This window comes from Acidithiobacillus sp. AC3 (assembly GCF_050261095.1).
Taxonomy (GTDB): Bacteria; Pseudomonadota; Gammaproteobacteria; order Acidithiobacillales; family Acidithiobacillaceae; genus Igneacidithiobacillus; species Igneacidithiobacillus copahuensis.
On record NZ_CP189838.1, the window covers coordinates 948,277 to 968,700 of the forward strand.

18 protein-coding genes are annotated in these 20,424 nt (G+C 61.2%); 16 read left to right on the plus strand and 2 right to left on the minus strand.

The window, feature by feature from the left end; translation table 11 throughout:
• The 9 genes from recC to ACQAYK_RS04945 all read left to right on the plus strand — a co-directional run bounded on the left by recC (position 1) and on the right by ACQAYK_RS04945 (position 14,388).
• A complete protein-coding gene (recC, locus tag ACQAYK_RS04905) occupies positions 1–3,399 on the plus strand; it encodes an exodeoxyribonuclease V subunit gamma (RefSeq protein WP_255790181.1) in 3,399 nt (1,132 codons plus the stop codon).
• On the plus strand, positions 3,396–6,974 hold the full coding sequence (recB, locus tag ACQAYK_RS04910; RefSeq protein WP_483168003.1) for an exodeoxyribonuclease V subunit beta: 3,579 nt from the start codon (positions 3,396–3,398) through the stop codon (positions 6,972–6,974). Before recC ends, recB begins: the two co-directional genes overlap by 4 nt.
• Complete coding sequence (recD, locus tag ACQAYK_RS04915) at positions 6,971–8,923, plus strand: exodeoxyribonuclease V subunit alpha (protein ID WP_255790183.1); 1,953 nt, start codon at positions 6,971–6,973, stop codon at positions 8,921–8,923. Before recB ends, recD begins: the two co-directional genes overlap by 4 nt.
• Positions 8,916–9,374: a DUF3429 domain-containing protein gene (locus tag ACQAYK_RS04920; protein WP_255790184.1), complete on the plus strand. Its 459-nt coding sequence runs from the start codon at positions 8,916–8,918 to the stop codon at positions 9,372–9,374. The genes recD and ACQAYK_RS04920 overlap by 8 nt, the downstream gene beginning before the upstream one ends.
• An 80-nt stretch (positions 9,375–9,454) precedes the next feature.
• Positions 9,455–9,646, plus strand: coding sequence for a CopZ family metallochaperone (locus ACQAYK_RS04925; RefSeq protein ID WP_480082326.1), 192 nt, complete (start codon positions 9,455–9,457; stop codon positions 9,644–9,646).
• Positions 9,647–9,947: 301 nt separating this feature from the next.
• Positions 9,948–11,435, plus strand: coding sequence for an OpgD/OpgG family glucan biosynthesis protein (locus ACQAYK_RS04930; protein ID WP_255790186.1), 1,488 nt, complete (start codon positions 9,948–9,950; stop codon positions 11,433–11,435).
• A gap of 1 nt (position 11,436) precedes the next feature.
• Positions 11,437–11,931: a hypothetical protein gene (locus ACQAYK_RS04935; protein ID WP_255790187.1), complete on the plus strand. Its 495-nt coding sequence runs from the start codon at positions 11,437–11,439 to the stop codon at positions 11,929–11,931.
• Positions 11,928–13,973: a glucans biosynthesis glucosyltransferase MdoH gene (mdoH, locus tag ACQAYK_RS04940; protein WP_255790188.1), complete on the plus strand. Its 2,046-nt coding sequence runs from the start codon at positions 11,928–11,930 to the stop codon at positions 13,971–13,973. Before ACQAYK_RS04935 ends, mdoH begins: the two co-directional genes overlap by 4 nt.
• Before the next feature lie 43 nt (positions 13,974–14,016).
• Complete coding sequence (locus ACQAYK_RS04945) at positions 14,017–14,388, plus strand: tetratricopeptide repeat protein (protein WP_480082263.1); 372 nt, start codon at positions 14,017–14,019, stop codon at positions 14,386–14,388.
• Positions 14,389–14,399: 11 nt separating this feature from the next.
• Here the strand turns inward: ACQAYK_RS04945 and ACQAYK_RS04950 are convergent, their stop codons facing one another.
• Positions 14,400–15,455: a complex I NDUFA9 subunit family protein gene (locus tag ACQAYK_RS04950; protein WP_255790190.1), complete on the minus strand. Its 1,056-nt coding sequence runs from the start codon at positions 15,453–15,455 to the stop codon at positions 14,400–14,402.
• A gap of 100 nt (positions 15,456–15,555) precedes the next feature.
• On the opposite strand from ACQAYK_RS04950, the gene ACQAYK_RS04955 reads away from it, so the two are divergent.
• Positions 15,556–15,960 (plus strand): DUF423 domain-containing protein, encoded by a 405-nt coding sequence (locus ACQAYK_RS04955; protein ID WP_215871922.1) that lies wholly within the window; start codon positions 15,556–15,558, stop codon positions 15,958–15,960.
• On the opposite strand, the gene sohB is transcribed toward ACQAYK_RS04955, so the two are convergent.
• Positions 15,952–16,932: a protease SohB gene (gene sohB / locus ACQAYK_RS04960; protein WP_215871921.1), complete on the minus strand. Its 981-nt coding sequence runs from the start codon at positions 16,930–16,932 to the stop codon at positions 15,952–15,954. The genes ACQAYK_RS04955 and sohB overlap by 9 nt on opposite strands.
• A gap of 74 nt (positions 16,933–17,006) precedes the next feature.
• On the opposite strand from sohB, the gene ACQAYK_RS04965 reads away from it, so the two are divergent.
• The 6 genes from ACQAYK_RS04965 to gcvH are packed head-to-tail and all read left to right on the plus strand — an operon-like array spanning position 17,007 to position 20,423.
• Positions 17,007–17,246 (plus strand): MoaD/ThiS family protein, encoded by a 240-nt coding sequence (locus ACQAYK_RS04965; protein WP_215871920.1) that lies wholly within the window; start codon positions 17,007–17,009, stop codon positions 17,244–17,246.
• A gap of 1 nt (position 17,247) precedes the next feature.
• Entirely contained in the window at positions 17,248–17,718 is a 471-nt protein-coding gene (locus ACQAYK_RS04970) for a molybdenum cofactor biosynthesis protein MoaE (RefSeq protein ID WP_215871919.1), read from the plus strand.
• A 2-nt stretch (positions 17,719–17,720) separates the two neighbouring features.
• Positions 17,721–18,206, plus strand: coding sequence for a YajQ family cyclic di-GMP-binding protein (locus ACQAYK_RS04975; protein WP_215871918.1), 486 nt, complete (start codon positions 17,721–17,723; stop codon positions 18,204–18,206).
• 2 nt (positions 18,207–18,208) lie between these two features.
• The gene (locus tag ACQAYK_RS04980; protein ID WP_215871917.1) at positions 18,209–18,916 is read left to right on the plus strand and encodes a HugZ family pyridoxamine 5'-phosphate oxidase; all 708 of its coding nucleotides are present in this window, start codon (positions 18,209–18,211) and stop codon (positions 18,914–18,916) included.
• Complete coding sequence (gene gcvT, locus ACQAYK_RS04985) at positions 18,913–20,043, plus strand: glycine cleavage system aminomethyltransferase GcvT (protein WP_215871916.1); 1,131 nt, start codon at positions 18,913–18,915, stop codon at positions 20,041–20,043. Before ACQAYK_RS04980 ends, gcvT begins: the two co-directional genes overlap by 4 nt.
• Positions 20,040–20,423, plus strand: coding sequence for a glycine cleavage system protein GcvH (gene gcvH, locus ACQAYK_RS04990; RefSeq protein WP_215871915.1), 384 nt, complete (start codon positions 20,040–20,042; stop codon positions 20,421–20,423). The genes gcvT and gcvH overlap by 4 nt, the downstream gene beginning before the upstream one ends.
• The last annotated feature ends 1 nt before the right edge of the window (position 20,424 follow it).

Sequence of the window (20,424 nt, forward strand, 5' to 3'; positions counted from 1 at the left end):
ATGGCAGCGCCTCAGCTCACCCTCGTCCATAGTCAGCGCGCGGAGGATCTGCGTGACTTGTTGGTGCAATGGTGTAGCCAGCATCCCCTGTCGCCCCTCAGCCGCGAGACGATCCTGGTGCAAAGTAATGGGGTGGCGGAGTGGCTGAAGTTGGGCTTTGCCGCCGAGGGGATTGCCGCGGGTCTGGATTTCCTGTTGCCAGCGCAGTTTCTGTGGCGAGCCTACCGCGCCGTGCTGGGACGCGATGCAGTTCCAGACGCTTCGCCGTTCGACAAGGAGCGGCTGCGTTGGCGACTTTTTCGCCTGTTGGCAGAGCTGCACGATCCCGTGTATGCACCGCTGCATCGCTATTTGCAGAGGGATCCGGAAGGGCGAAGGCGCTTTCAGTTGGCCGAACGGGTGGCGGATCTCTACGATCAGTACCAGGTCTATCGCGCCGACTGGCTGGTGGCCTGGGAGGCTGGCCGCGACAGCTTGCCCGGTCCTGATGGTCGGGCGCGTCCTCTGCCTGCTCAGCAGCGCTGGCAGGCGCAACTCTGGCGCGCTCTGCTCGCCGATCTGCAGGCAGCTGCAAGCCCCGGAGAATCGCGCGGCCAGATTCACCAACGATTCGTCCATCGTTTGGCGGAGTCAGAAACCTGGCCGGAATTGCCGCAGCGTCTTGTCGTCTTCGGCATCTCTTCCCTGCCACAGCAGACCCTCTTTGCCCTGGCCGCACTGGCGGAGCATTTGCCGGTACTGATCTTGGTGCTTGATCCGTGTTCCTATTATTGGGGGGACATCGTTACCGGGCATGATCTGCTGCGCCGAGAAGCGCGCGGCCGCAAGCGTGCGCGCCAGGTGGCGGACGCCAACGCCGCGATCGAACATGGACATCCGCTCCTGGCTGCCTGGGGCAAGACCGGTCGAGACTATCTTGCCGCCTTGGAAATGACCGCCAGCGAGCTGCAGTTGCAGGTGATGGACGAACGTATCGAACTGTTCCGGCCCGGCGCAACGCGCACCCTCCTGCAGCAGTTGCAGGATGACATCCTTTTCCTGCGCCCGGCATCGGAAAGTCGCAAGCTGTGGCCGCCCATCGATCTCACCCACGACGATTCCCTGCGTTTTCATGTGGCACATGGTCCCTTACGAGAACTCGAGGTCCTGCAGGATCAGATTCTCGAAGCCCTGCGCCTGGACGCCAGCCTGCGTCCCCGTGACATCCTGATCATGGTACCGGAGCTGGATACCTATGCGGCGCGCATCGATGCGGTCTTTGGCCGCTATCTGGGCTCGGACCCGCGGCATTTGCCCTACCACATTGTCGATGCCCCAGCCGTACAGCAAAACTCGCTCCTCCACGCCTTGGACCTGCTGCTTGGGTTGCCGCAGTCGCGACTGCCCGCCAGCATGCTCTGGGACCTGCTCGAGGTCGCCGCCCTGCGTCGGCGCTTTGGCATCGACGTCGAAGATGTTCCCCTCCTGCGCTCCTGGCTGCAGACCGCCGGTGCCCGTTGGGGGCTGGACGATATCCAGCGGCAAAATCTGGGCCTGGGGCGGGAAGGGCAGGGAGCGCACACCTGGTGGTTTGCGCTCCAGCGTCTCCTGCTTGGCTATGCTGTGGCCCATGGCGAGGCCTGCGCTGAGCTGGAACCCAGTTATCTGCCGGTGGATGCGGCAGCGCGTCTCGCTCCTTTCATCGAGTTGTTGGCAAGCATTTCCCAGTGGCAGACGCGCCTGCAGACCCCCGCCACGCCGAAAATCTGGCAGGGCAAACTGGAGGAACTGCTGGCCGTTTTTTTTGCAGCACAAGGAGAGGAAGAGCAAGAACTGTTGCTGGCGCAAGGGGCTCTGCAGGCATGGGTCGAAGACTGCGCGGGAGCGGACCTTACGGTGCCGCTCTCCCTTGAAATTGTTGGCGAGGCCTGGCGTGCCGCCATCGCTGTCAAGGCAACGCGCGGCTCCGCCTTCTTTTCCGGTGGTCTCACCTTTGCCACCCTGATGCCCATGCGTGCCATCCCTTTCCGCCGGATCTACCTGCTGGGGATGAACGAGAAAGACTACCCGCGGCGGCAAATACCGGCGGCATTCGACCTCTTGCGTGGTGATTATCGCCCGGGCGACCGCTCGCGGCGGGAAGATGATCGCTATCTCTTTCTCGAAGCCTTGCTGTCCGCCCGCGACGCACTGCAGATCTTCTGGTCGGGACGCAGCCCGCGCGACGATAGCGAGGAGCCGCCCTCCGTTCTGGTGGCGCAGCTGCGTGACCACCTGGCACGGGTCTGGCGGGCGGAACAAAGTGGTGAGGAGTTGCATGGCAAAGACCTGCTGGCGGCACTGACGACCAGCTATCCCCTGCAGGCCTTCAGTCAGCAGTATCTCGGCGAAAATACCTCGTACTTCACCTTTGCGCGGGAATGGTGGGAGTCTGACTCCGTGCCAGCGCCAGAAACGGTCTTACCGGTCGCGGAACGGCGCTATCTGACCCTACGCGAACTGCAGGAGTTGGGAAAAAGACCCGCGCGGTATTTCTTGCAGCAGGGGCTGGGTGTCCGTCTGCGCGACAGCGATGAACAAATCGCCGAGGACTGTGAGCCCTTCGCCCTGGATTCCCTGCAGCAATGGCAAATCCGCAGCGAGCTGATCGCGGCGGTGCAGCAGGAGGAAGTGGATGCCGGTGGCGCCATGGCGGTCCTCCAGCGCCAGTTGTTGCGCCAGTCGCGGCGTGGTGACCTGCCTGCCGGAGCCGTTGGCCGCTTGCTTGGTGAAGAATTGGCACACGACCTGGAACAGTCTCTGCAGCGCTATCTCGCACTTGCGGCACAGTATGCAGACGCGCTTCCACCCCAGGGTCTGTGCCTGCAGCACGCCGGTACGGAGCTGGTAGGAGAGATTGGCGGTCTGCGTCGCAGTGCCGAAGGTGCGCATGCCCTGCTGCGTTGGTCGGCCAGCAAGATCGGCAGGGGCAAGAATATCGAATGGGCAAAAGTCTGGCCGCACTGGATCGAGCATTTAGCGTTGCATACCGATGGCTGGGCCGTCAGCACCCATCTCCTGGCCAGGGACAATAGCGATATTCTTCTTGCGCCGATGGAGCCCGCCTGGGCGCGCGCGCATCTCGCGGAGCTCGTCGAGCTCGCGCTGGAGGCGCGGCGGCGACCGCTGCCCTTGCTGCTGCCCCTGCTGGCCGCAGCTTGGCAAGGGGACGCGGAGGGGCCGATCGATCTCCAATTCGTTCGCCGGCAACATGCAGATCTCGTGCAAAAGGACGAAGAGGTGCGACGGGTCTGGCCCCAGCCGCCGCTGGCAGACGACGCCGCGGAACTGACAGAGCTTTGCCGGCGGTTTCTCCGGCCTCTGCAAGATGCCGTGGAACGTGGCGCGGAGCTACGCAAGCAGGGAGACGGCAAGGCGTGAGCGGCGGCGACCTCCTCGATCCTCTCTCCTTTCCGTTGCATGCTGGACGACGCCTGATCGAGGCCAGCGCCGGCACCGGCAAGACCTACACCATTGCCGCCCTCTACCTGCGCCTGGTGCTGGGCCATGCCTGTGCCCGTCCCTTCCTGCCGGAAGAGATTCTGGTGATGACTTTCACCAATGCCGCCACCCTCGAATTACGCGCCCGCATTCGCCGCCGCCTGCACGAGGCCGCAGGATTCTTTGCCGGGCAGAGCGACAACGCCGACGCATTCCTGCAGGAGTTACGGGAGAGTTATCCGCAAGAAGCCTGGCCGAGCCTGGCCCGCCTTCTCGATGGCGCCGCGGAAGGGATGGACCAGGCAGCCATTTACACCATCCATGCCTGGGCACAACGGGTTCTGCAAGAGTACGCCTTTGCCATGGGCAATGATTTTGCGCTGCAGGTGTTGACCGACGCTCAGACGCGACTTGGCGAACTGCTGCAGGATTATCTGCGCCTCTTTCTGCATCCCTTGCCCTACCCCGAGATGCAGGAACTACGGCGTTGCGGGAAGGAGCTCCTCGATCCCGAGAAACTCCTTGGCGTGCTGCAGGAATACCTCGATAAAAGCGAAGGCTTTGTCCCCGGAGAGGAACCCGCGGTCCTGCTGCATCGCCTTTGGGAAAATGCCACAAGCGAGTTGGCATCCTTGCGCGAGCGCTTGGCGGAGCAACTGGACCCCCTGGAGAATTGGCTGGACGAGTTGAGTGCCAGCAAGCAGGTTGACGGAAAGAAGTTCCAGTCCCGGTATTATCGCAACTGGCTCGCTATTCTACGATCTTGGACGGCAGAGCAGGATCTGGCTGCTCCCTCTCTGACGAATTCGGCGTGGCAGCGCCTGAGTCTGGCGGGGATGCAGGAAGTCGCTCGCGACAACGCGCAGCTTTGCCATCCGGCGCTGCTGCTGATCGAAGAGCTGCACACCTACAAGGATACCCTGGAAAGACAGCGCGAAGAGACCCGGGCGGCGCTGCTTACCCATGCCTTGGGGTGGCTGGATGAGCGCAAGCAGCAATTGCAGGAGCAGGGACAGATCGACTTTCAGGGGATCCTGCGGCGGTTACGCAATGCCCTGCAAGGGGAGGTCGGAAAGGTTCTCGCCGAGCATTTGGGCAAGCAATATCCTTGGGCCCTGGTAGACGAATTTCAGGATACCGATCCCTACCAATATGCCATTCTGGATAGCATTTACGGGAGCGCGGAAGCAGAGGGCGGGCTCCTGCTCATTGGTGATCCCAAGCAGTCCATCTACCGCTTTCGCGGCGGCGATCTGCAAACCTATCTGCGCGCTCAGCAGGACTGCGGCGCGGAAATTTATCGTCTCGGCTGCAATTATCGCTCCAGCGAGCAGCTAGTAACGGCCCTGAATACCTTCTTTCTGACCCTGGAAGAGCGACACCCGCAGGGCGTATTCGGTCTGCGTCAGGGAGAGGAAAATCCAGTCCCCTATCTGCCCGTAGAAGCTGCGGGGCAGCAGGAGGAGTTTTTTTGGACGGAAGAAGAGACTCCCGCTCTGCAATTTGCCGTTCTGGCGGAGGACGCGGCAGGGAAAAAGGGCGAATATACCGATTGTATGGCCGTTGCCTGTGCCGAACGGATTGTCGCCCTGTTGTTGGCCGGGCGCAGCGGGCAGGCGGGGTTTCGTTCCTTGTCAGGCGCGCGGGCGTTGGAGCCCGCTGATCTTGCCGTGCTCGTCAATAGTCGCACGGAGGCAGACGTGCTGCGTGCGGCTTTGCGCCAGCGCGGGGTAGCCAGCGTCTATCTCTCTGAGCAACAGTCGGTATACGAAAGTCCGGAAGCCACAGATCTGGAACGATTGCTTACGGCTTGTCTGGCATACGACGATGAGCAGGCAGTGGGCACCGCTCTGGCTACCTCGCTCCTCGGTCTCGATTGGTCAGAACTTGCTGCCTTGCAGCACGATGATCGCCTGCGCGAAGAGCGCCTGCTGCAATTTCGGCATTATGCCGAGATCTGGCGGGAGCGCGGAGTGCTCCCCATGCTGCTGCGGCTCTCTCAGGATTTTTCCTTGCCGGCGCGGCTCTTGCGCGGAGCCACGGCGGATGGAGAGCGGCGTTTGACCAATTTCCTGCACCTCGCCGAGCTCTTGCAGCATGCCGCGCAAGAATTGCAGGGCGAGCACGCCGTGCTCCGGTTTCTGGCGGAGCAGCGCCAGAGGCAGGCAGGCCGCGATGAAGAAACGCTGCTAAGGCTGGAAAGCGATGCAGATCTGGTGCGGGTGATCACCATCCACAAGTCCAAGGGGCTGCAGTATCCCATCGTTTTTTTACCCTTCCTGCTCAACGCCTGGAGCAATTCCGGCAAATGCCTGCAGATCAGCGAAGAACAGGGGCAGCGCATCTTGCGACCGGCAGATGCTGCAGAACAGGAACGCGCCGAGCGGGAGCGACTGCAGGAGGATATTCGCAAACTCTATGTAGCCCTGACGCGTGCCCAATTTGCCGTCTGGGTGGGGATTGGCCGCTGCGCCGACCACCAACCATCGGCCCTGGCGCATCTGCTTCTGTATGGGGCAGAGGACGGGAAAGGCTCGCCCGAGCAAGTAGCGGAACTCTTCGCCAATGTCCCAGAGATTGGCATATCCCCGATTGCTCTGCAGGATGCCCCTGCCATCCTGTCGCCGCCGCTTGTGCAGGCGCCCGCCTTGCGCCCGCGTATTGCCAGAGCGCAGGAAAACGACTGGTGGATTGCCAGCTATTCGGCCTTGCAGCGTGGCCATCATCAGCCCCTGGAACGGCTTGCCGAGTTATGGGAAGAGGAGCAGATGGAGGAATCGATAGAGCCGTCCACGCATCTGCTTTTCCTGCCGGGAGCCGCGACGGGTATCCTGCTGCATGATCTTCTGCGCTGGATGGCGGAGCAGGGCTTCGCTGCCATTTCCCGGAGTCCGCAGATTCTGCACGAGGAGATCCTGCGTCGTGGCCAGGGGCAATCCTGGTCCCGGCACGCCGCCGAACTGCAGGACTGGTTATTGCAAACTCTTGCCCTGCCGCTCGCCCTGGCAGAAGGGGAAACGGTGCGTTTGCAGGATCTGCAGGAGTACCAGGCAGAGATGGAGTTCTGGCTGCCAGTGCAGAACATCGAGAGCCAGCAGATCGACCGCATCGTCAATGCCCATCTCCTTCCCGATGTGCCGCGTCCGGCCCTGGACAGCCGCCGCCTTGGGGGGATGTTCAAGGGGTTCATCGATCTCGTCTTTTTCTGGAAAGATCGCTATTACCTTATTGATTATAAGTCAAATTTTCTGGGTCTGGGGCCTGCTGCCTATCATCAGCAGGCGCTGCGCGATGCCCTGCTCGCGCAACGCTATGATCTGCAGCTGGGGCTCTATCTGGTTGCCTTGCGGCGCCTGCTGCGCAGCCGGGGATGGGAGGATGAGCCGGCAGGGGCTCTGGCACTCTTTTTGCGTGGAATAGCGGAGGGAGGAAGTGCGAGTATCTTGCTGCAGCCGGAGCCGGGATTTTATCCCGCCCTGGAGCCGATTTTCCGGGCAAGCGAGGTTAGACCATGAAAATCCCTGCGCTGGACTGCGGGAAGCGGGAGCGTGATGCACTACGCCGCCTCCTCTGCGAGGCGGTTGAGCAAGCTTGCCTGCGCCCCTGGGATGCACAATTCGCCCTGTTTTTGCGCAGCCTGGATCCCTCCGCGCCGCCTGCGCTGCTGCTGGCGGCCGCCCGGTGCAGTTACGAGGCAGCGCAGGGTCAGGTACATCTCGATCTCCTTGCCGACGCCCCTGGCGAAAATCCCTTTCTCCAGAACTGGTGGCCGCGCTTCGCCGAGTGGCAGGCCTGGTTGCACCAAGCCCCGTTGCTGGTGGCGACGGGGGAGGGAACGACGCCCCTGGTCCTGAGCGACGGAAGGCTGTACTTGCGACGTTTCTGGCAGGACGAGCAGCGCATCGTCGAAGGTGTCCGCGCCCGACTCGCAGCCCTGCCACTGCCACCAGCGGATTTGGTTGCCGCCCAGCTAGATCGGCTATTCCCATCGCGTTCGCTACAGCCAGACTGGCAGCGCATCGCCTGTGCCTTGATGTTGCGGCATCGACTGGGGGTCATCAGCGGCAGCCCGGGTACCGGAAAAACCACGACAGTGCTGCGTCTTCTGTTGCTGCTGCAGGGACTTGCCCTGCAAGGTGCCTTGCCGCAGTCCCAGGGACCGCTGCGTATTCGTCTGGCGGCACCCACCGGCAAGGCCGCCGCGCGCCTCAGTCAAAGCCTGGTCCAATCCCTGGACGGCGAGGCGCAGGATCTGGCGCCGCCGGAAGTCATCGCCGCGATCCCGCGGGCGGTGGAAACCGTCCATCGTCTCCTGGGTCTGCGCGCCGATGGCCGAGTCCGTTATCATCGCGGTCAACCGCTCGCCGTCGATCTGCTGGTCATCGATGAGACGTCGATGCTCAGCCAGGAATTGATGGCGCGGATTCTTGATGCCCTGCCGCCATCGTCCCGCCTGATCCTGCTGGGGGACAGGGATCAGCTCGCTTCGGTGGAGGCCGGGGCAGTCCTCGCGGAGCTCTGCGCCAACGCGGAATGGGCGCGTTATGGCGAGGACACACGGCGCTGGATTACCGCTACCTGTGCCTGTGACTTGCCCGTGCCGGAGAAGGCGGGTAGTGCCCGCGAGCAATCCGTAGCCTTGCTGCGTCACAGCTATCGCTTCGCGTCCCATAGTGGCATTGGCCGGCTGGCCGAACAGATTCGCTGCGGGCAGGACACGCAGATTGCCGCTTTGCTGGACGAGCCGGAATCCGATCTCCGCCTCTTCCTGCCCACGAACCCGCAGGAATTCGATGCCCTTCTCTTGCATGGATGGGGGGAAGAGCAGGTAGATGCGCGCGGTTACCTGCATTTTTTTCGCCAGCTGCAGACTGGATTGCGTCGGCGTTTGCCGCCCGAAGAACTCGCGCGGCAATGTCTGCGGGCATTTTCCGAGTTTCAGCTGCTTTGTGCCCGGCGCGATGGCCCCTGGGGGGTCGGCGCCATGAATCGGCAGGTGACCCAGCTCCTGCAGCGCCAGGGTGTTGTGCCAAGTCATAGAGAGTGGTTCGCCGGTCGGCCGGTAATCATCACGCGCAATGTGTATGGTCTACAATTGATGAACGGCGAGATTGGTATCACCCTGCCCCTCAAGTTGGCGGATGGTCAAACGCAAATGCAGGTCGCCTTTGCTGGCGCCAACGCTGAGATTCGCTGGTTTTCACCCCTGCGCCTGCGCGACGTGGAAACGGTTTTTGCCTTGACGGTACACAAATCCCAGGGCTCCGAATATCGTCATTGTGCCTTCCTGGCGGCAGCGGAAGACCGGGATTTTCTCCATCGGGAATTATTGTATACCGCAGTTACGCGGGCGCGCTCACGCTTGAGCCTTGCTCTGGTGGGTGGCCAGGAACTCCTGCGCGAGATGATCGCGCATCCCCTGCTTCGCAGGCAACAAATGTTTAGTGGAGAAGCACATGAATGAGCAAAAAAGCAGTATGCGCCTGGCCCAGATCCTCGGTGGGACGGGATTGATCCCCCTCATTGTCGCCGATATTGCCGCAGTGCAGGGATACGGCATCATTGCCGTAAGTCTTGGAAATATCTACGCCGCTATCATCCTCAGCTTTCTCGGTGCCATACACTGGGGCCTTGCCCTGGATCGAACGCAAAACCCCGATGAGGCCGGGCCCTTGCTCCTTTGGAGTGTTATTCCGGCGCTTTGGGGCTTTTTCGCATTGTGGTGGACGCCTCTACTGGCGACGCTGTTGCTGATGCTGGGCTTTGTCGCCCAGTGGTTGGCTGATTACCGCTTGCAGCGCCGCGCTATCTCCTGGCCCACCTGGTTCTTTCCGCTGCGTAGCGCCCTGACTCTGGGAATCCTGATCCTGTTGGGGATTCTGGCTGGCGAGATCTACTCTCTTGCGGGACAATGAAAGAGTTGACTTTGTAGCAAGGTATAATGAGTACTCTATCCAAACCAAGTTTCTTTACATGGAGGTGAAAAGTGGCAGAAATGCAGTTGAAGATTACCGGAATGACCTGTGAGCATTGTGTGCGTGCGGCGACCCAGGCGCTGCAATCGGTGCCCGGAGTGGAACAGGTGGAAGTGAGTCTGCCGGATTCGGCGACGGTGCGGGGAGAAGTCGCGCTTGCCGACCTGCAGGCGGCTCTGGCAGAAGAAGGCTATGAGGCAACGTTACGGTAAAGGCTGCGGATTCCTGTCGCTGAAAGGCGACAGGTGATTGGGTCGTAATCTGAACATAACTCATTGATTTATTGTCTTGGAATCCTGTAGTTCGCTGATGTTCTAAAATTCCGCGATCATCTGCGGAGAAATTCACGATTTTTGATGCTGCTGCAGGGATCTTGTCGGGATGCGGCGACGGTTCCTTCGGTGCACTGCAAAAGAATGGCCTAAAAACAAGAAGATACAGTTTGGCACGCCCTTTGCTTTTGTTCTGCCCATGAATCATTTCTCCTGCTTTCTAGTTTCGCGCCAGGTGCTCATGGGTCTGGCGCTTATTGTCTCTGGCACTGCGTTTGCGCAAGCCAGCGACTTCGGCTTTGCCCAAGTCGAAGCGCGGGCGCGCAGTCTCGCGCATGAGGCCTATGATGCGACGCCGCCAAAGTTGCCGGCATTTCTGAAAGATCTCGACCCTGCGCAGTACGCGCAGATCCAGGACATCCATCCCTATTGGTCGGATAGCGACAGTCCGTTCCAGGTGCAGTTCTACGTGCCTGGATCCTATTTCCCGCGCCCAGAAAAGATCTCCGTGGTAGCCGATGGCAGCATAAGTCCGATTCCTTTCCAGTTGCAGGATTTCAGCTTTGGGAACCTGCATCCGCAAGATCTGCCCAGTGATCTGGGCTACGCCGGATTCCGTCTGCTCTATCCGCTGAATACCCCACCCAATTACAACGAATTCATCTCCTTTCTTGGTGCCACCTATTTTCGTGCGGTCGGGAAAGACGCCATCTATGGTACCTCAGCGCGCGGCATTGGCATTGACACCGCGCAGCCCTCGGGAGAAATCTTCCCCTATTTCCGCCATATCTGGCTGGAGAAGCCCGCTCCCGGAGCGACGCAAATGACGGTATACGCCCTGATGGACAGTTCGGTGGTTACGGGTGCGTACCGTTTCGTGATCCATCCGGGAACCGACTGCGTAGTGGACGTCGAGGCGACCATCTACCTGCGCAAGCCGGTGCAGGTTTTGGAATTGGCACCTCTCACCAGCATGTTCTGGCATGGCCACGGACGCGGAGTTCGTGCCGGCGACTGGCACCCTGCGCAGCACGACTCCAGCGAGCTGGTCATGGCCAACGGCAACGGCGAATGGATCAGCCGCCCTCTCGATAACCCGCTGCAGATTCAGACTACCAGTTACGACATGCAGCAACCCCAGGGCTTCGGCCTCCTTCAGCAGCCGCGCGACTTTGCTGCGTACCAGGGCATCGATACCCAGTATCAGCGGCGCCCGAGTGTCTGGGTGAGCCCCGTGGGGGATTGGGGCAAAGGTCAGGTGCGTCTGGTGGAGTTGCCCACCAACAATCCAGATATGGACAATATCGACGTTTTCTGGGTGCCGGCGACCCAACCACAACCCGGCACTGCCTACCATTACGCCTATCAGTTGCGCTTTTTCAACAGCCAGCATGGCCTGATTCCGTTGGCGCACCCTACGGCTACCTACCTCGGCTATGACGTGAAAGAGCCGGAGTGGCAGCATGTGGTCATCGATTTTTCTGGTGGTGCGCTCACCCGTCTTCCGGGGAGCATGCCAGTGCAGGCACATTTCAGTGCTGCTGACGGTGCCCAGGTCCGCGCCCAGAAGCTTGAGTATTCCAGCAATGGTCACTTCTGGCGCCTGCTCGCCGACGTCAAGACAGCGGGCCAGACGCCGAGCAATTTGCGTGCGTATTTAACTCTCGACGGTCAGGTGATGACCGACACCTGGACCTTTCTCTTACAACCCGCCAAAGGAGGTCACTGACATGTATGTTGATCACTGGCAATCAGGTTCCGCTGCGGATCTTCCTTTGCCTCAGGCAACAGATCCGATGACCGCCGAAGACGTCGTTCTTTTGTCACGTATGGAGACCTATTTGTCGCGCTTGCCTTTCGACGATGCGCAACGCTTGTGGCTCCAAGCCGAACTCGCCCTGCAGTTGCGGCAGTTGACCGTGGACGATCCGGCGGTACGTAGCGCGCGTGCCTTTGCCGCCTTGCAGAATCGTATCGCCACCTTGCATCGCGGCGACGAATGGGAAGCGCGTCTAGCGCTGAGCCTGCGTCCGGTGTTGCCAGCGGAAATCGAGCAGCCCAGCCGTTGGCTGCGTGGGCATCAGATGCAGCCGCAACGCAGCAAAATGGCTTCTGTACCGATGCAGCGCTCTGTCTCTGCTTTTCTGCAGCGCCAGACACAGTCTCTACGCGAATTCTGGAATCGCAGTCGCCGTTTGGTGCCGTTTTTCGGAAATGTGCGATGAACCGCCATCCGACACGTGCCTGGGAGGCCCTGAGTCAGAGCAGAAGGCGCTGGTTGACGGCCCTGATCGCGATTCCGGCAGTGGCGTTGGGAGTGCTGTTGCAACATGAGCTGGCACTCTCGCAGCCTCTGTGGCTGGAGATTTTGACCATTGCCATCTTTGTGCTGCTCTTCGCATGGATCTCGGCAGGGTTCTGGACCGCCCTGGTCGGCTTCTTCGTTCTGCTGCAGGGGCGTACGCGCAGCATCGCCCACGATCCCGAGGAGCTGCGTCGTTCCCCGCGCCCAGATGCACGGGTAGCTGTCATCATGCCGATCTACAACGAAGATCCGACGCGCACGATCGCTGGTCTGCAGGCCTGCTATCGTTCTGTGCAGCGAACCGGCAAGCTCGAGCATTTTTCCTTTTTCCTGCTCAGTGACAGCCGTGATCCCCAGTCCTGGGTCAACGAGGAGTTGGCCTGGGCGAGTCTCTGCGAAGAGCTCAACGCCTTCGGCCGCATTCATTACCGGCGCCGGCCGGTCAACAACCACGCCAAGAGTGGCAATGTCGCTGATTTTTGTCGGCGCTGGGGTAAGCAATACGAATATATGGTCGTGCTCGACGCCGACAGCGTGATGGCCGGCGATACCCTTTACAGGATGCTGGAGATCATGGAGGGGAACCCGCAGGTGGGTATCCTGCAGACCCAGCCCGTCTCGGTCAACCGATCGACTCTCTATGCCCGCATCCAGCAGTTTTCCCAACGGCTCTATGGTCCGCTGTTCAGTGCGGGACTGCGTTTCTGGCAGCTCGGCGACGGTCACTTCATTGGTCACAACGCCATGATCCGGGTGGCACCGTTTACGCGACATTGTGCCTTGCCCATTCTTCCCGGTCGTGCACCCCTCGGTGGCCAGTTGCTCAGCCACGATTTTGTCGAGGCGGCCCTGATGGCACGCGCGGGATGGGAAGTCTGGTTTCTGCCGGAGCTGGGCGGCAGTTGGGAGGAGTCCCCGCCCACGTTGATCGACGATCTGAAGCGTGATCGCCGCTGGGCGCAGGGCAATATGCAGCATCTACGCCTGCTGGCCGCGAATCGCCTGCGCTCGGCCCATCGCTTCCTCTTCATCAATGGCGCCATGTCCTTTCTGGCAGCACCATTATGGGGCATTTTTCTCATACTGGGGGCGATTTCCGGTCTGATTTACTGGGCCCACGGAGGCTCCAGCGACTCCATGAGCCTGTTTCACTACGGTATGGATAATCCGTTGCCAGTCTGGCTTTTTGCCGTCACCCTGACTTTTCTGCTGGGTCCCAAGCTGCTCGCGGTGCTCTGGTTGCATTGGTCACGCCAGGCAAAGTATTTCGGTGGAACCGGCGCTATGCTGCTGGGCGTGATCCTCGAAAGTATCTTTGCCATCGTTCTGGCTCCGGTGCGCATGGTCTTCCACAGTATCTTCGTCGTACAGACCCTGACCGGACGGGGAGTGAAGTGGGGCGCGCAGGTGCGTGGTGACCAGGAAACCCCTTGGCGGGTCGCCGTGCGTCAATTCGGCGCACTCAGTTTGATTGGCGTCTCTTTTCTGTTTGCTGCCCAGCCGTTTCTGGGATTCTGGCACTTTGCCTGGCTGTTGCCGATTTTTCTGGGGCTGGCCCTCTCGGTGCCGCTCGCGGTCTTCACCAGCCGCAGCTCCTGGGGCTTGTGGGCGCGACGTCGCCGCTTGTTTCTGATTCCCGAGGAGATCCAGGCACCGCGAGAATTGCGTGAACTCGGCTCGGAGTATGTGGATTTTCTGCCGCAGGTGGAGGGTGATGCCTTCATCGCCACGGTTGTGGATCCGCGTTTCAACGCCGTCCATGCCGCCTTGCAGCGAGACCGTGCCGGACTTTGGGGAATCACCGCTGCATTGTGCAACAAGGCGCTCACCCTAGGCCCCGCAGAGCTGAGTCGGCGGGAACGTAATATCCTGCTCAGTGACCGGCAAGCGATGTTGACCCTGCACCGCGCTGTTTGGTCGCAGCACGAACCGGAAAAACTGGCGGCCTGGGGATTGCTCTAGTATCTTTACTGCCATGGCAGATAACCATGTTGATTTGATGGCAATGGCGGGTTTGCGCGACGAGCTGGAGGCGTTGCGCAAAATGGCGCAGGAGGGTGACCCCGTTGCCCAGTTCAACATGGGCGTGCGGTATGCCAATGGCCAAGGAGTTCCCCAGGATCTTCTCGAGGCGGCGCGCTGGTATGGTGCCGCCGCCGATCAAGGGGATGCCCCGGCACAGTTCAACCTGGGTTTACTTTTTTATCAGGGCCAGGGCGTCGAACGCAGCCTGGAGTATGCCTATGAGCTGTTCCGTCTGGCAGCCGTGCAGGGCGATGCCCGTGCCCGTGCGGGCCTGGATGCGGTACTGCTGGAACTGGACGCGGTAACCCGCGAGCGCCTGCTGCGCGAGTTACCCCTGCCCAGCACCCACTGAGCAGGCAACTGTCAGGCGCTCTTGCCCTGCCCGGGGCGCCGTTGCCGGGCGGCGGAAAATTGGGCCGCGCGTCCCCCGCCAATGTACTCCGGTACCACGCTCTCCAATGCCGTTGCTTCGATGCCAAAGGCATGTAGCAGGTCGTTGTGCTGACAGACGTTATCCACGGACAGGGAGAGGAGATTGTCGCGGGTGATGATCTTGCCCGGCAATTTTTCGAAGATGCTGGCCTGCAGCGTGGCGAGCAGATCACACAGGGGAACGATGGCCTGGTGTTTGCCAATGAGGCTTTGGGTGTAGCGCAGGATCTCCGCCAGGGTGTAGACCTTCGGACCACAGAGATCAAAAGATTTGCCAAAGGTTTTTGGGTCATCGATGGCCTGGACGAAGGCGCTGACCACATCCTCGACCCAGACCGGCTGCAGTTTTGCCTTGGCTTTGGCGAGGGGGATGAACAATGGAACGGAGCGCAGCAGCTTGGCAAACTGATTGAAAAAGCTGTCTCCGTCGCCAAAGATCACCGAAGGCCGGAAACTGGTAACGTGCAGTCCGCGCCCCCAGACCAGTTTCGGGCCGTTGAGGTAGGTGAAATGCCCCAGCGCGGCGCTGTTTTCCCCGGCCTGACGCACGATCTCCTCGCCGATCCCTTTCGAGCGCAAGTAGGCGCTCGGCCCCACGGGATTGGCGCCCAGCGCGCTCATGTGCAAGAGCCTTTGCACGCCCAGGCGGGCGCAGGTGTTGGCGAGCAGCCGCGGTAGCTCGATATGGTTTTTTTCAAAGTCACCATGGCGCTCCGGGGGCAGATCGTTGCGTCCCGGCCGGCGCTCATGGAGTATGCCCACCAGGTTGATGGCGACGTCGCGATCCTGCAGCTGGCGCTCGAGTTCCACCGGCTCGTGCACATTCGCTTGCACCAACTCCAGCCCGGGCAAGACCAGAAGATCTTCGCGGTGACGCTCGCGATTGCGGGTCAGTACGCGAACTTGATGCCCCTGTTGGCACAGTCGCTCGGCCAGGTGCCGACCGACGAAGCCAGAGCCGCCCAGAATGACGATACGATGAGGCATGGATGACGCTCCTCTACGGTTGATCTATGCCGTTAGAATAGCATGGGTCGCTGAGCGCGGTATTATTGCGCCTGTTTATGCGCGGATTAGGAGACATCGAATGCAGCAAAAGGAGCGGAAACAAAAGTATGGCGCAAGGTGGGCGGCCCTTGGAGCAGTGCTCTGTTCTCTCGCAGTGGTTCTGGCGGCGGCGGGCGACCATTTGGTGGCGGGCGATGTCAGCCAGCACGCTTTACGGATTTATGACATTGCCAATCGCTTCCAGCTTTTCCAGGGGATTGGCCTGATCCTGTTGGGCCTGTCCATAGCGCAATGGGGACCGCGAGCGAGCTGGACCTGGGCAGGAATCCTGCTCCTGTTTGGAGTATTGTTCTTCAGTGGTGGCCTCTATCTGGTCTCCCTGGTTGGTCAGAGCTGGGCCTTTCTGGCCCCTATCGGCGGCATGGCAATGATTCTGTCCTGGCTGGTTTTTGCCTTTGCCCTCTGGCGCAGCCGCTCAGGGTAGGGGCGGCGTCCAGATGCCGTCCCAGATCTGCTGCGCCTTCAGACCCAGCCGTTGCGCCAGACTGGGGCGCGCCGCAAAACCGAGGAGCAGCACTTTCTGCGTTTCCGCTGCGCGCTGGATCCAGGCATCGCTGGTGACCAGCTCATCGACCAGCCCCAGTTCCAGCGCCCGTTCCCCCAGCCAGGCCTCGCCGGTGGCAACTTTCTCCAGGTCGAGTTGCGGGCGATAGCGACCGATGAGTTCCCGAAACTGCTCGTGAATCTCGCCGAGTTCCTCGCGTAGCTTTTCCCGACCTTCCTCGGTGTTCTCACCAAAGAGGGTGATGGTGCGTTTGTACTTGCCGGCGGTGAACTGCTCAAAATCGACGTTGTGTTCCTTGAGCCAGCGATGAAAATTGGGCACCTGCGCGATGACGCCAATCGAGCCGACCAGAGCAAAAGGGCTGGCAATGATGCGCTGGGCAACGACGGCCATCATGTAGCCGCCACTGGCAGCGACGGTGTCGACCAGTATATTCAGCTCCAGTCCGGCCTCGCGCAGGCGCAGCAGTTGCGCGGCCGCCAGACCATAGGTATTCACCATTCCACCACCGCTTTCCAGACGCACGCAAACGCGATCACCCTCCTGTCGGGCGGCGAGGATCACGTCAATCTCCTGACGCAGGTTCTCCACCGCCGAGGCGCGGAGATCGCCCTTGAAATCGAGCACATAGAGGCAGCCTTGCGTCTCTTGCTTGGCACGCTCCTGGCGGGCCTTTTTGCGTCGCTTGAGGACGGCCTTGGCCTCTTTTTTGGGCAGGCGCTGGCGGAGGAGTTGGCTAGCCCGCTCCTCGTAGCGTTGCCCGAGATCGGTGATCTGCAGGGTGGCGCCCTTGTCGCGCTTGCGCCCGAAGGGCGACCAGGAAAGGAAGAGGAGGCTCGCCACGACGACGGTGGCGCTTTCCGCGAGAAAAAGAAGATAGGCAAGGAGCATGCGAGGGTCCGTCTTGCAAGGCCAAGGGCCAACGTCTACCATCATCAGATGGATTGCAAAGGGTGCTCGCCGAGATGATTTCCGTCAAGTTTTTTGCCAGCGTGCGCGAGCGCTTGGGGCAGGCCAGCATCGATCTGGAACTGCAGGCTGGCAGCACCGTCGCTGAGGTTCTGGCGCAGGTGGAAGGCATTGCCGGCGTATCTCTGGCCGGACAGCATCTGCTCGCGGCCCGCAATCAGGTGCATGTGCCTTTCACCGAGTCGGTGGCGGATGGCGATGAAATCGCCTTCTTCCCTCCGGTTACCGGGGGCTGAGATGACGGTACGGGTGCAGCAGGAGGCCTTCGATCTGGGCGCTGAGCTGGAAGCTCATGCCCAGCCGACGGCGGGCGCGGTGGTGAGCTTTCTGGGTACCGTCCGCGACTACAGCGATGCCGCCGACATCCTGGCGATGGAAATCGAACATTATCCCGGCATGACCGAGCGCGAACTGGAGCGGGTGGCGCAGGAGGCGCAGCGGCGCTATGACATCCTCGACAGTCTCATCATCCATCGCTATGGGCGTCTGACGCCGCAGGACCCCATCGTTCTGGTCGCCGTCTGGTCCCTGCACCGTGCCGCCGCCTTTGATGCCTGTCGCTATCTCATCGACGTGCTCAAGACCTCGGCGCCCTTCTGGAAAAAGGAGATTACCCCGGCCGGCGCGCGCTGGGTCACTGACTGCCCCGGTTGTCGGGCAGGGACGCAGCACGGCCATGTCCATCCCGATGTCTTAGAGGAGTGTTGATCTTGCCCAGTTTTGATGTGGTTTCCGAAATCGATCTGCAGGAAGTGGACAATGCCTTGCACACCACCAGCAAGGAAATCGGCAATCGCTACGACTTCAAGGGCAGCAAGGCGAGCATCGAGCGCAAGGAGCAGGAGCTGATCCTGCTGGCAGAAGACGAATACAAGCTGGGGCAGATGCTCGATCTGCTCTCCCAGCGTCTGGTCAAGCGTGGGGTCGACCTCAAGGCCCTGGAAATCGGCAAGGTGAGCGATGCTGCTGGCGGTATGCAGCGTCAGGTCTGTACCCTGAAGGCGGGCATCAATGCCGAACTGGGCAAGAAAATGGGGAAGCTGCTGAAGGATGGCCGCTACAAGGTGCAGGCCAGCATGCAGGGCGATCAGCTGCGGGTCAGCGGCAAGAGCCGCGATGACCTGCAGGCCGCCATTGCCGCATTGCGCGCCGAAGATTTTGGGATTCCTCTGCAATTCAACAACTTTCGCGATTGAAGATGGACGCCGGCAGCCAGTCGTTACGGAATTTTCTGCGCAGTCACTACCAAGGCGCCATTGCCGTCCTGGCGCCGGATGGCAGTCCGTATACGGCAGTGGTGCACTACGCCTGCGATCACTACGGTAGCCCGCATTTCCTGTTTTCCAACCTGGCGGTGCATCAGCAATATCTGCATAAAGATCCGCGTGCCTCCTTCCTGGTTTGGGAGCCCGGCGATGATCTCATGGAGCTGCCGCGGATGGCGGTGCAGGGAGAGATTCATCGCGTGCATCCTGATCCCGCTCTGGAAGGGCGCCTGCTCTGTCTGTTACCGGGTGCGGATGGCTATCGGGACATGCCGGATTTTCATTTTTACCGTCTCGATATCCAGCGTATTCGCTGGATTGCCGGTTTCGGCAGCATGGGTTGGCAAGAGGAGGATATCCGTCTTGCCGACGACCTGCGCGAGCTGGAGTTGGCGGAGGCCGGTGCGGTGGCACACATGAATACCGATCACCGCGAAAATCTGCGCGACTATTGGCGCCACTTCGGCGGCGCAGAAGCGGCAGAGCCCGTGCGTCTGCTGGCCCTCGATGCCGAGGGCGGAGACCTGCAGGCGGGCAGCCAACGCCTGCGTCTGTCTTTCCCGCAAAGGGCTCAGGGGCCGCAGGACTGGCGTCGGCTGCTCGTGGAAATGGCACAGCAGGCGCGCGGGAGGCAGCCATGAGTGAAACCCTGCAGCGCACGGCGCTGCATTCCTGGCATCTGGCGCATGGGGCGCGGATGTCTCCCTTTGCCGGTTGGGAGATGCCGCTGCACTATGGCTCGCAGTTGCGCGAGCACGAGGCCGTGCGGCAGGCCGCGGGGCTCTTCGATGTCTCGCACATGCGTCCTCTCGACCTGCAGGGACCGGCCGCTCGCTCTCTGCTTCGTCGCGCCCTGGCCAACGACGTCGCGCGTCTCGACGCCGAGCCCGGTCGTGCCCTCTACACCTGCATGTTGCAGGAAGATGGCGGCATCCTGGATGATCTGATCGTCTATTTTCTGGGGGAGGACCGCTATCGCATCGTTCTCAATGCCGCCGGGGCGCGCGCCGATGCCTCCTATCTGCAGGGTTTGGCCGAAGAGGAGGGCGGCGGCGTCGAGTTTCTGCCCCGCGACGACTGGGGCATCCTTGCCTGTCAGGGACCCAAGGCTATTGCCTGGGCTGCAGAGGCATTGGCCTTGCCCGAGCTTGCGCCGCTGAAGCCTTTCCGTTCCGTCGCGCCGCGGGCCGATCTCTTCCTCGCTCGTACCGGCTATACGGGCGAGGATGGCATCGAGATTCTCGCTCCCCACGGGCACCTGGCAGCAATTGCCGATGCCTTGCTGGCGCGGGGGGTAGTACCTTCCGGTTTGGCGGCACGCGACAGTCTGCGTCTGGAGGCCGGCTTGAACCTCTATGGTCAAGACATGACGACGGCCGATAGCCCGGATCGCAGCCATCTCGGCTGGACGGTGGACCTGCGCGATCCCAAAAGAGACTTCATCGGCCGCTCGGCTATCGAATCCGAGCGCAGACAAGGACCCGCACAACGTCTCTGGGGCCTGCTCTTGCCGCGCGACGCCATTCCACGCCACGGCTACGAGCTGCTGAGCGCCGCCGGCGAAACCATTGGTACGGTCACCAGCGGCTCCTTCGCCCCCAGTCTGGGCTTGGGCATTGCCCTCGCGCGACTACGGGCCGATGTCGGCCCAGACAGCGCAGTATTTTTGCAGGTGCGGCAGCGCCAGGTGCCGGCCCGCATCGTCGAACCCCCCTTCTGGCGTCATGGCCAGGCCGTTTATCCCGCAGAGGAGAGTCTACCGCAATGAGTCAGGTTCCCGCGCAGCTTCGCTACAGTCCCACCCACGAATGGGTCGCCCAACTCACCCCGGGACGGTATCGCGTCGGCATCACCGATCATGCCCAGGAGCTCTTGGGCGATGTCGTCTTTGTGGAATTGCCGCAGACGGGGCAGGCGGTGCAGGCCGAAGCCGCCTGTGGGGTGATCGAATCGGTCAAGGCCGCCTCTGATCTGTACAGTCCCCTGTCTGGCGAGGTGGTGGCCAGCAATGCGGAGCTGACAGATAACCCCCAATGGTTGAATGAAGACCCCTATGACAAAGGCTGGATCTTTGAGATTCAGGCTGACGAAAAGGACTTTGCGCAGCTCCTCGACGTCGCGGCGTATCAGAACAGCATCGGCGAATAAA

Bases quoted from the DNA above. Each gene is read 5' to 3' on its own strand.
- recC (WP_255790181.1), top strand. From the start codon at position 1: ATGGCAGCGCCTCAGCTCACCCTCGTCCATAGTCAGCGCGCGGAGGAT.
- recD (WP_255790183.1), top strand. From the start codon at position 6,971: ATGAAAATCCCTGCGCTGGACTGCGGGAAGCGGGAGCGTGATGCACTA.
- ACQAYK_RS04920 (WP_255790184.1), top strand. From the start codon at position 8,916: ATGAATGAGCAAAAAAGCAGTATGCGCCTGGCCCAGATCCTCGGTGGG.
- ACQAYK_RS04925 (WP_480082326.1), top strand. From the start codon at position 9,455: ATGCAGTTGAAGATTACCGGAATGACCTGTGAGCATTGTGTGCGTGCG.
- ACQAYK_RS04930 (WP_255790186.1), top strand. From the start codon at position 9,948: ATGGGTCTGGCGCTTATTGTCTCTGGCACTGCGTTTGCGCAAGCCAGC.
- ACQAYK_RS04935 (WP_255790187.1), top strand. From the start codon at position 11,437: ATGTATGTTGATCACTGGCAATCAGGTTCCGCTGCGGATCTTCCTTTG.
- mdoH (WP_255790188.1), top strand. From the start codon at position 11,928: ATGAACCGCCATCCGACACGTGCCTGGGAGGCCCTGAGTCAGAGCAGA.
- ACQAYK_RS04945 (WP_480082263.1), top strand. From the start codon at position 14,017: ATGGCGGGTTTGCGCGACGAGCTGGAGGCGTTGCGCAAAATGGCGCAG.
- ACQAYK_RS04950 (WP_255790190.1), bottom strand. From the start codon at position 15,455: ATGCCTCATCGTATCGTCATTCTGGGCGGCTCTGGCTTCGTCGGTCGG.
- ACQAYK_RS04955 (WP_215871922.1), top strand. From the start codon at position 15,556: ATGCAGCAAAAGGAGCGGAAACAAAAGTATGGCGCAAGGTGGGCGGCC.
- sohB (WP_215871921.1), bottom strand. From the start codon at position 16,932: ATGCTCCTTGCCTATCTTCTTTTTCTCGCGGAAAGCGCCACCGTCGTC.
- ACQAYK_RS04965 (WP_215871920.1), top strand. From the start codon at position 17,007: ATGATTTCCGTCAAGTTTTTTGCCAGCGTGCGCGAGCGCTTGGGGCAG.
- ACQAYK_RS04970 (WP_215871919.1), top strand. From the start codon at position 17,248: ATGACGGTACGGGTGCAGCAGGAGGCCTTCGATCTGGGCGCTGAGCTG.
- ACQAYK_RS04980 (WP_215871917.1), top strand. From the start codon at position 18,209: ATGGACGCCGGCAGCCAGTCGTTACGGAATTTTCTGCGCAGTCACTAC.
- gcvT (WP_215871916.1), top strand. From the start codon at position 18,913: ATGAGTGAAACCCTGCAGCGCACGGCGCTGCATTCCTGGCATCTGGCG.
- gcvH (WP_215871915.1), top strand. From the start codon at position 20,040: ATGAGTCAGGTTCCCGCGCAGCTTCGCTACAGTCCCACCCACGAATGG.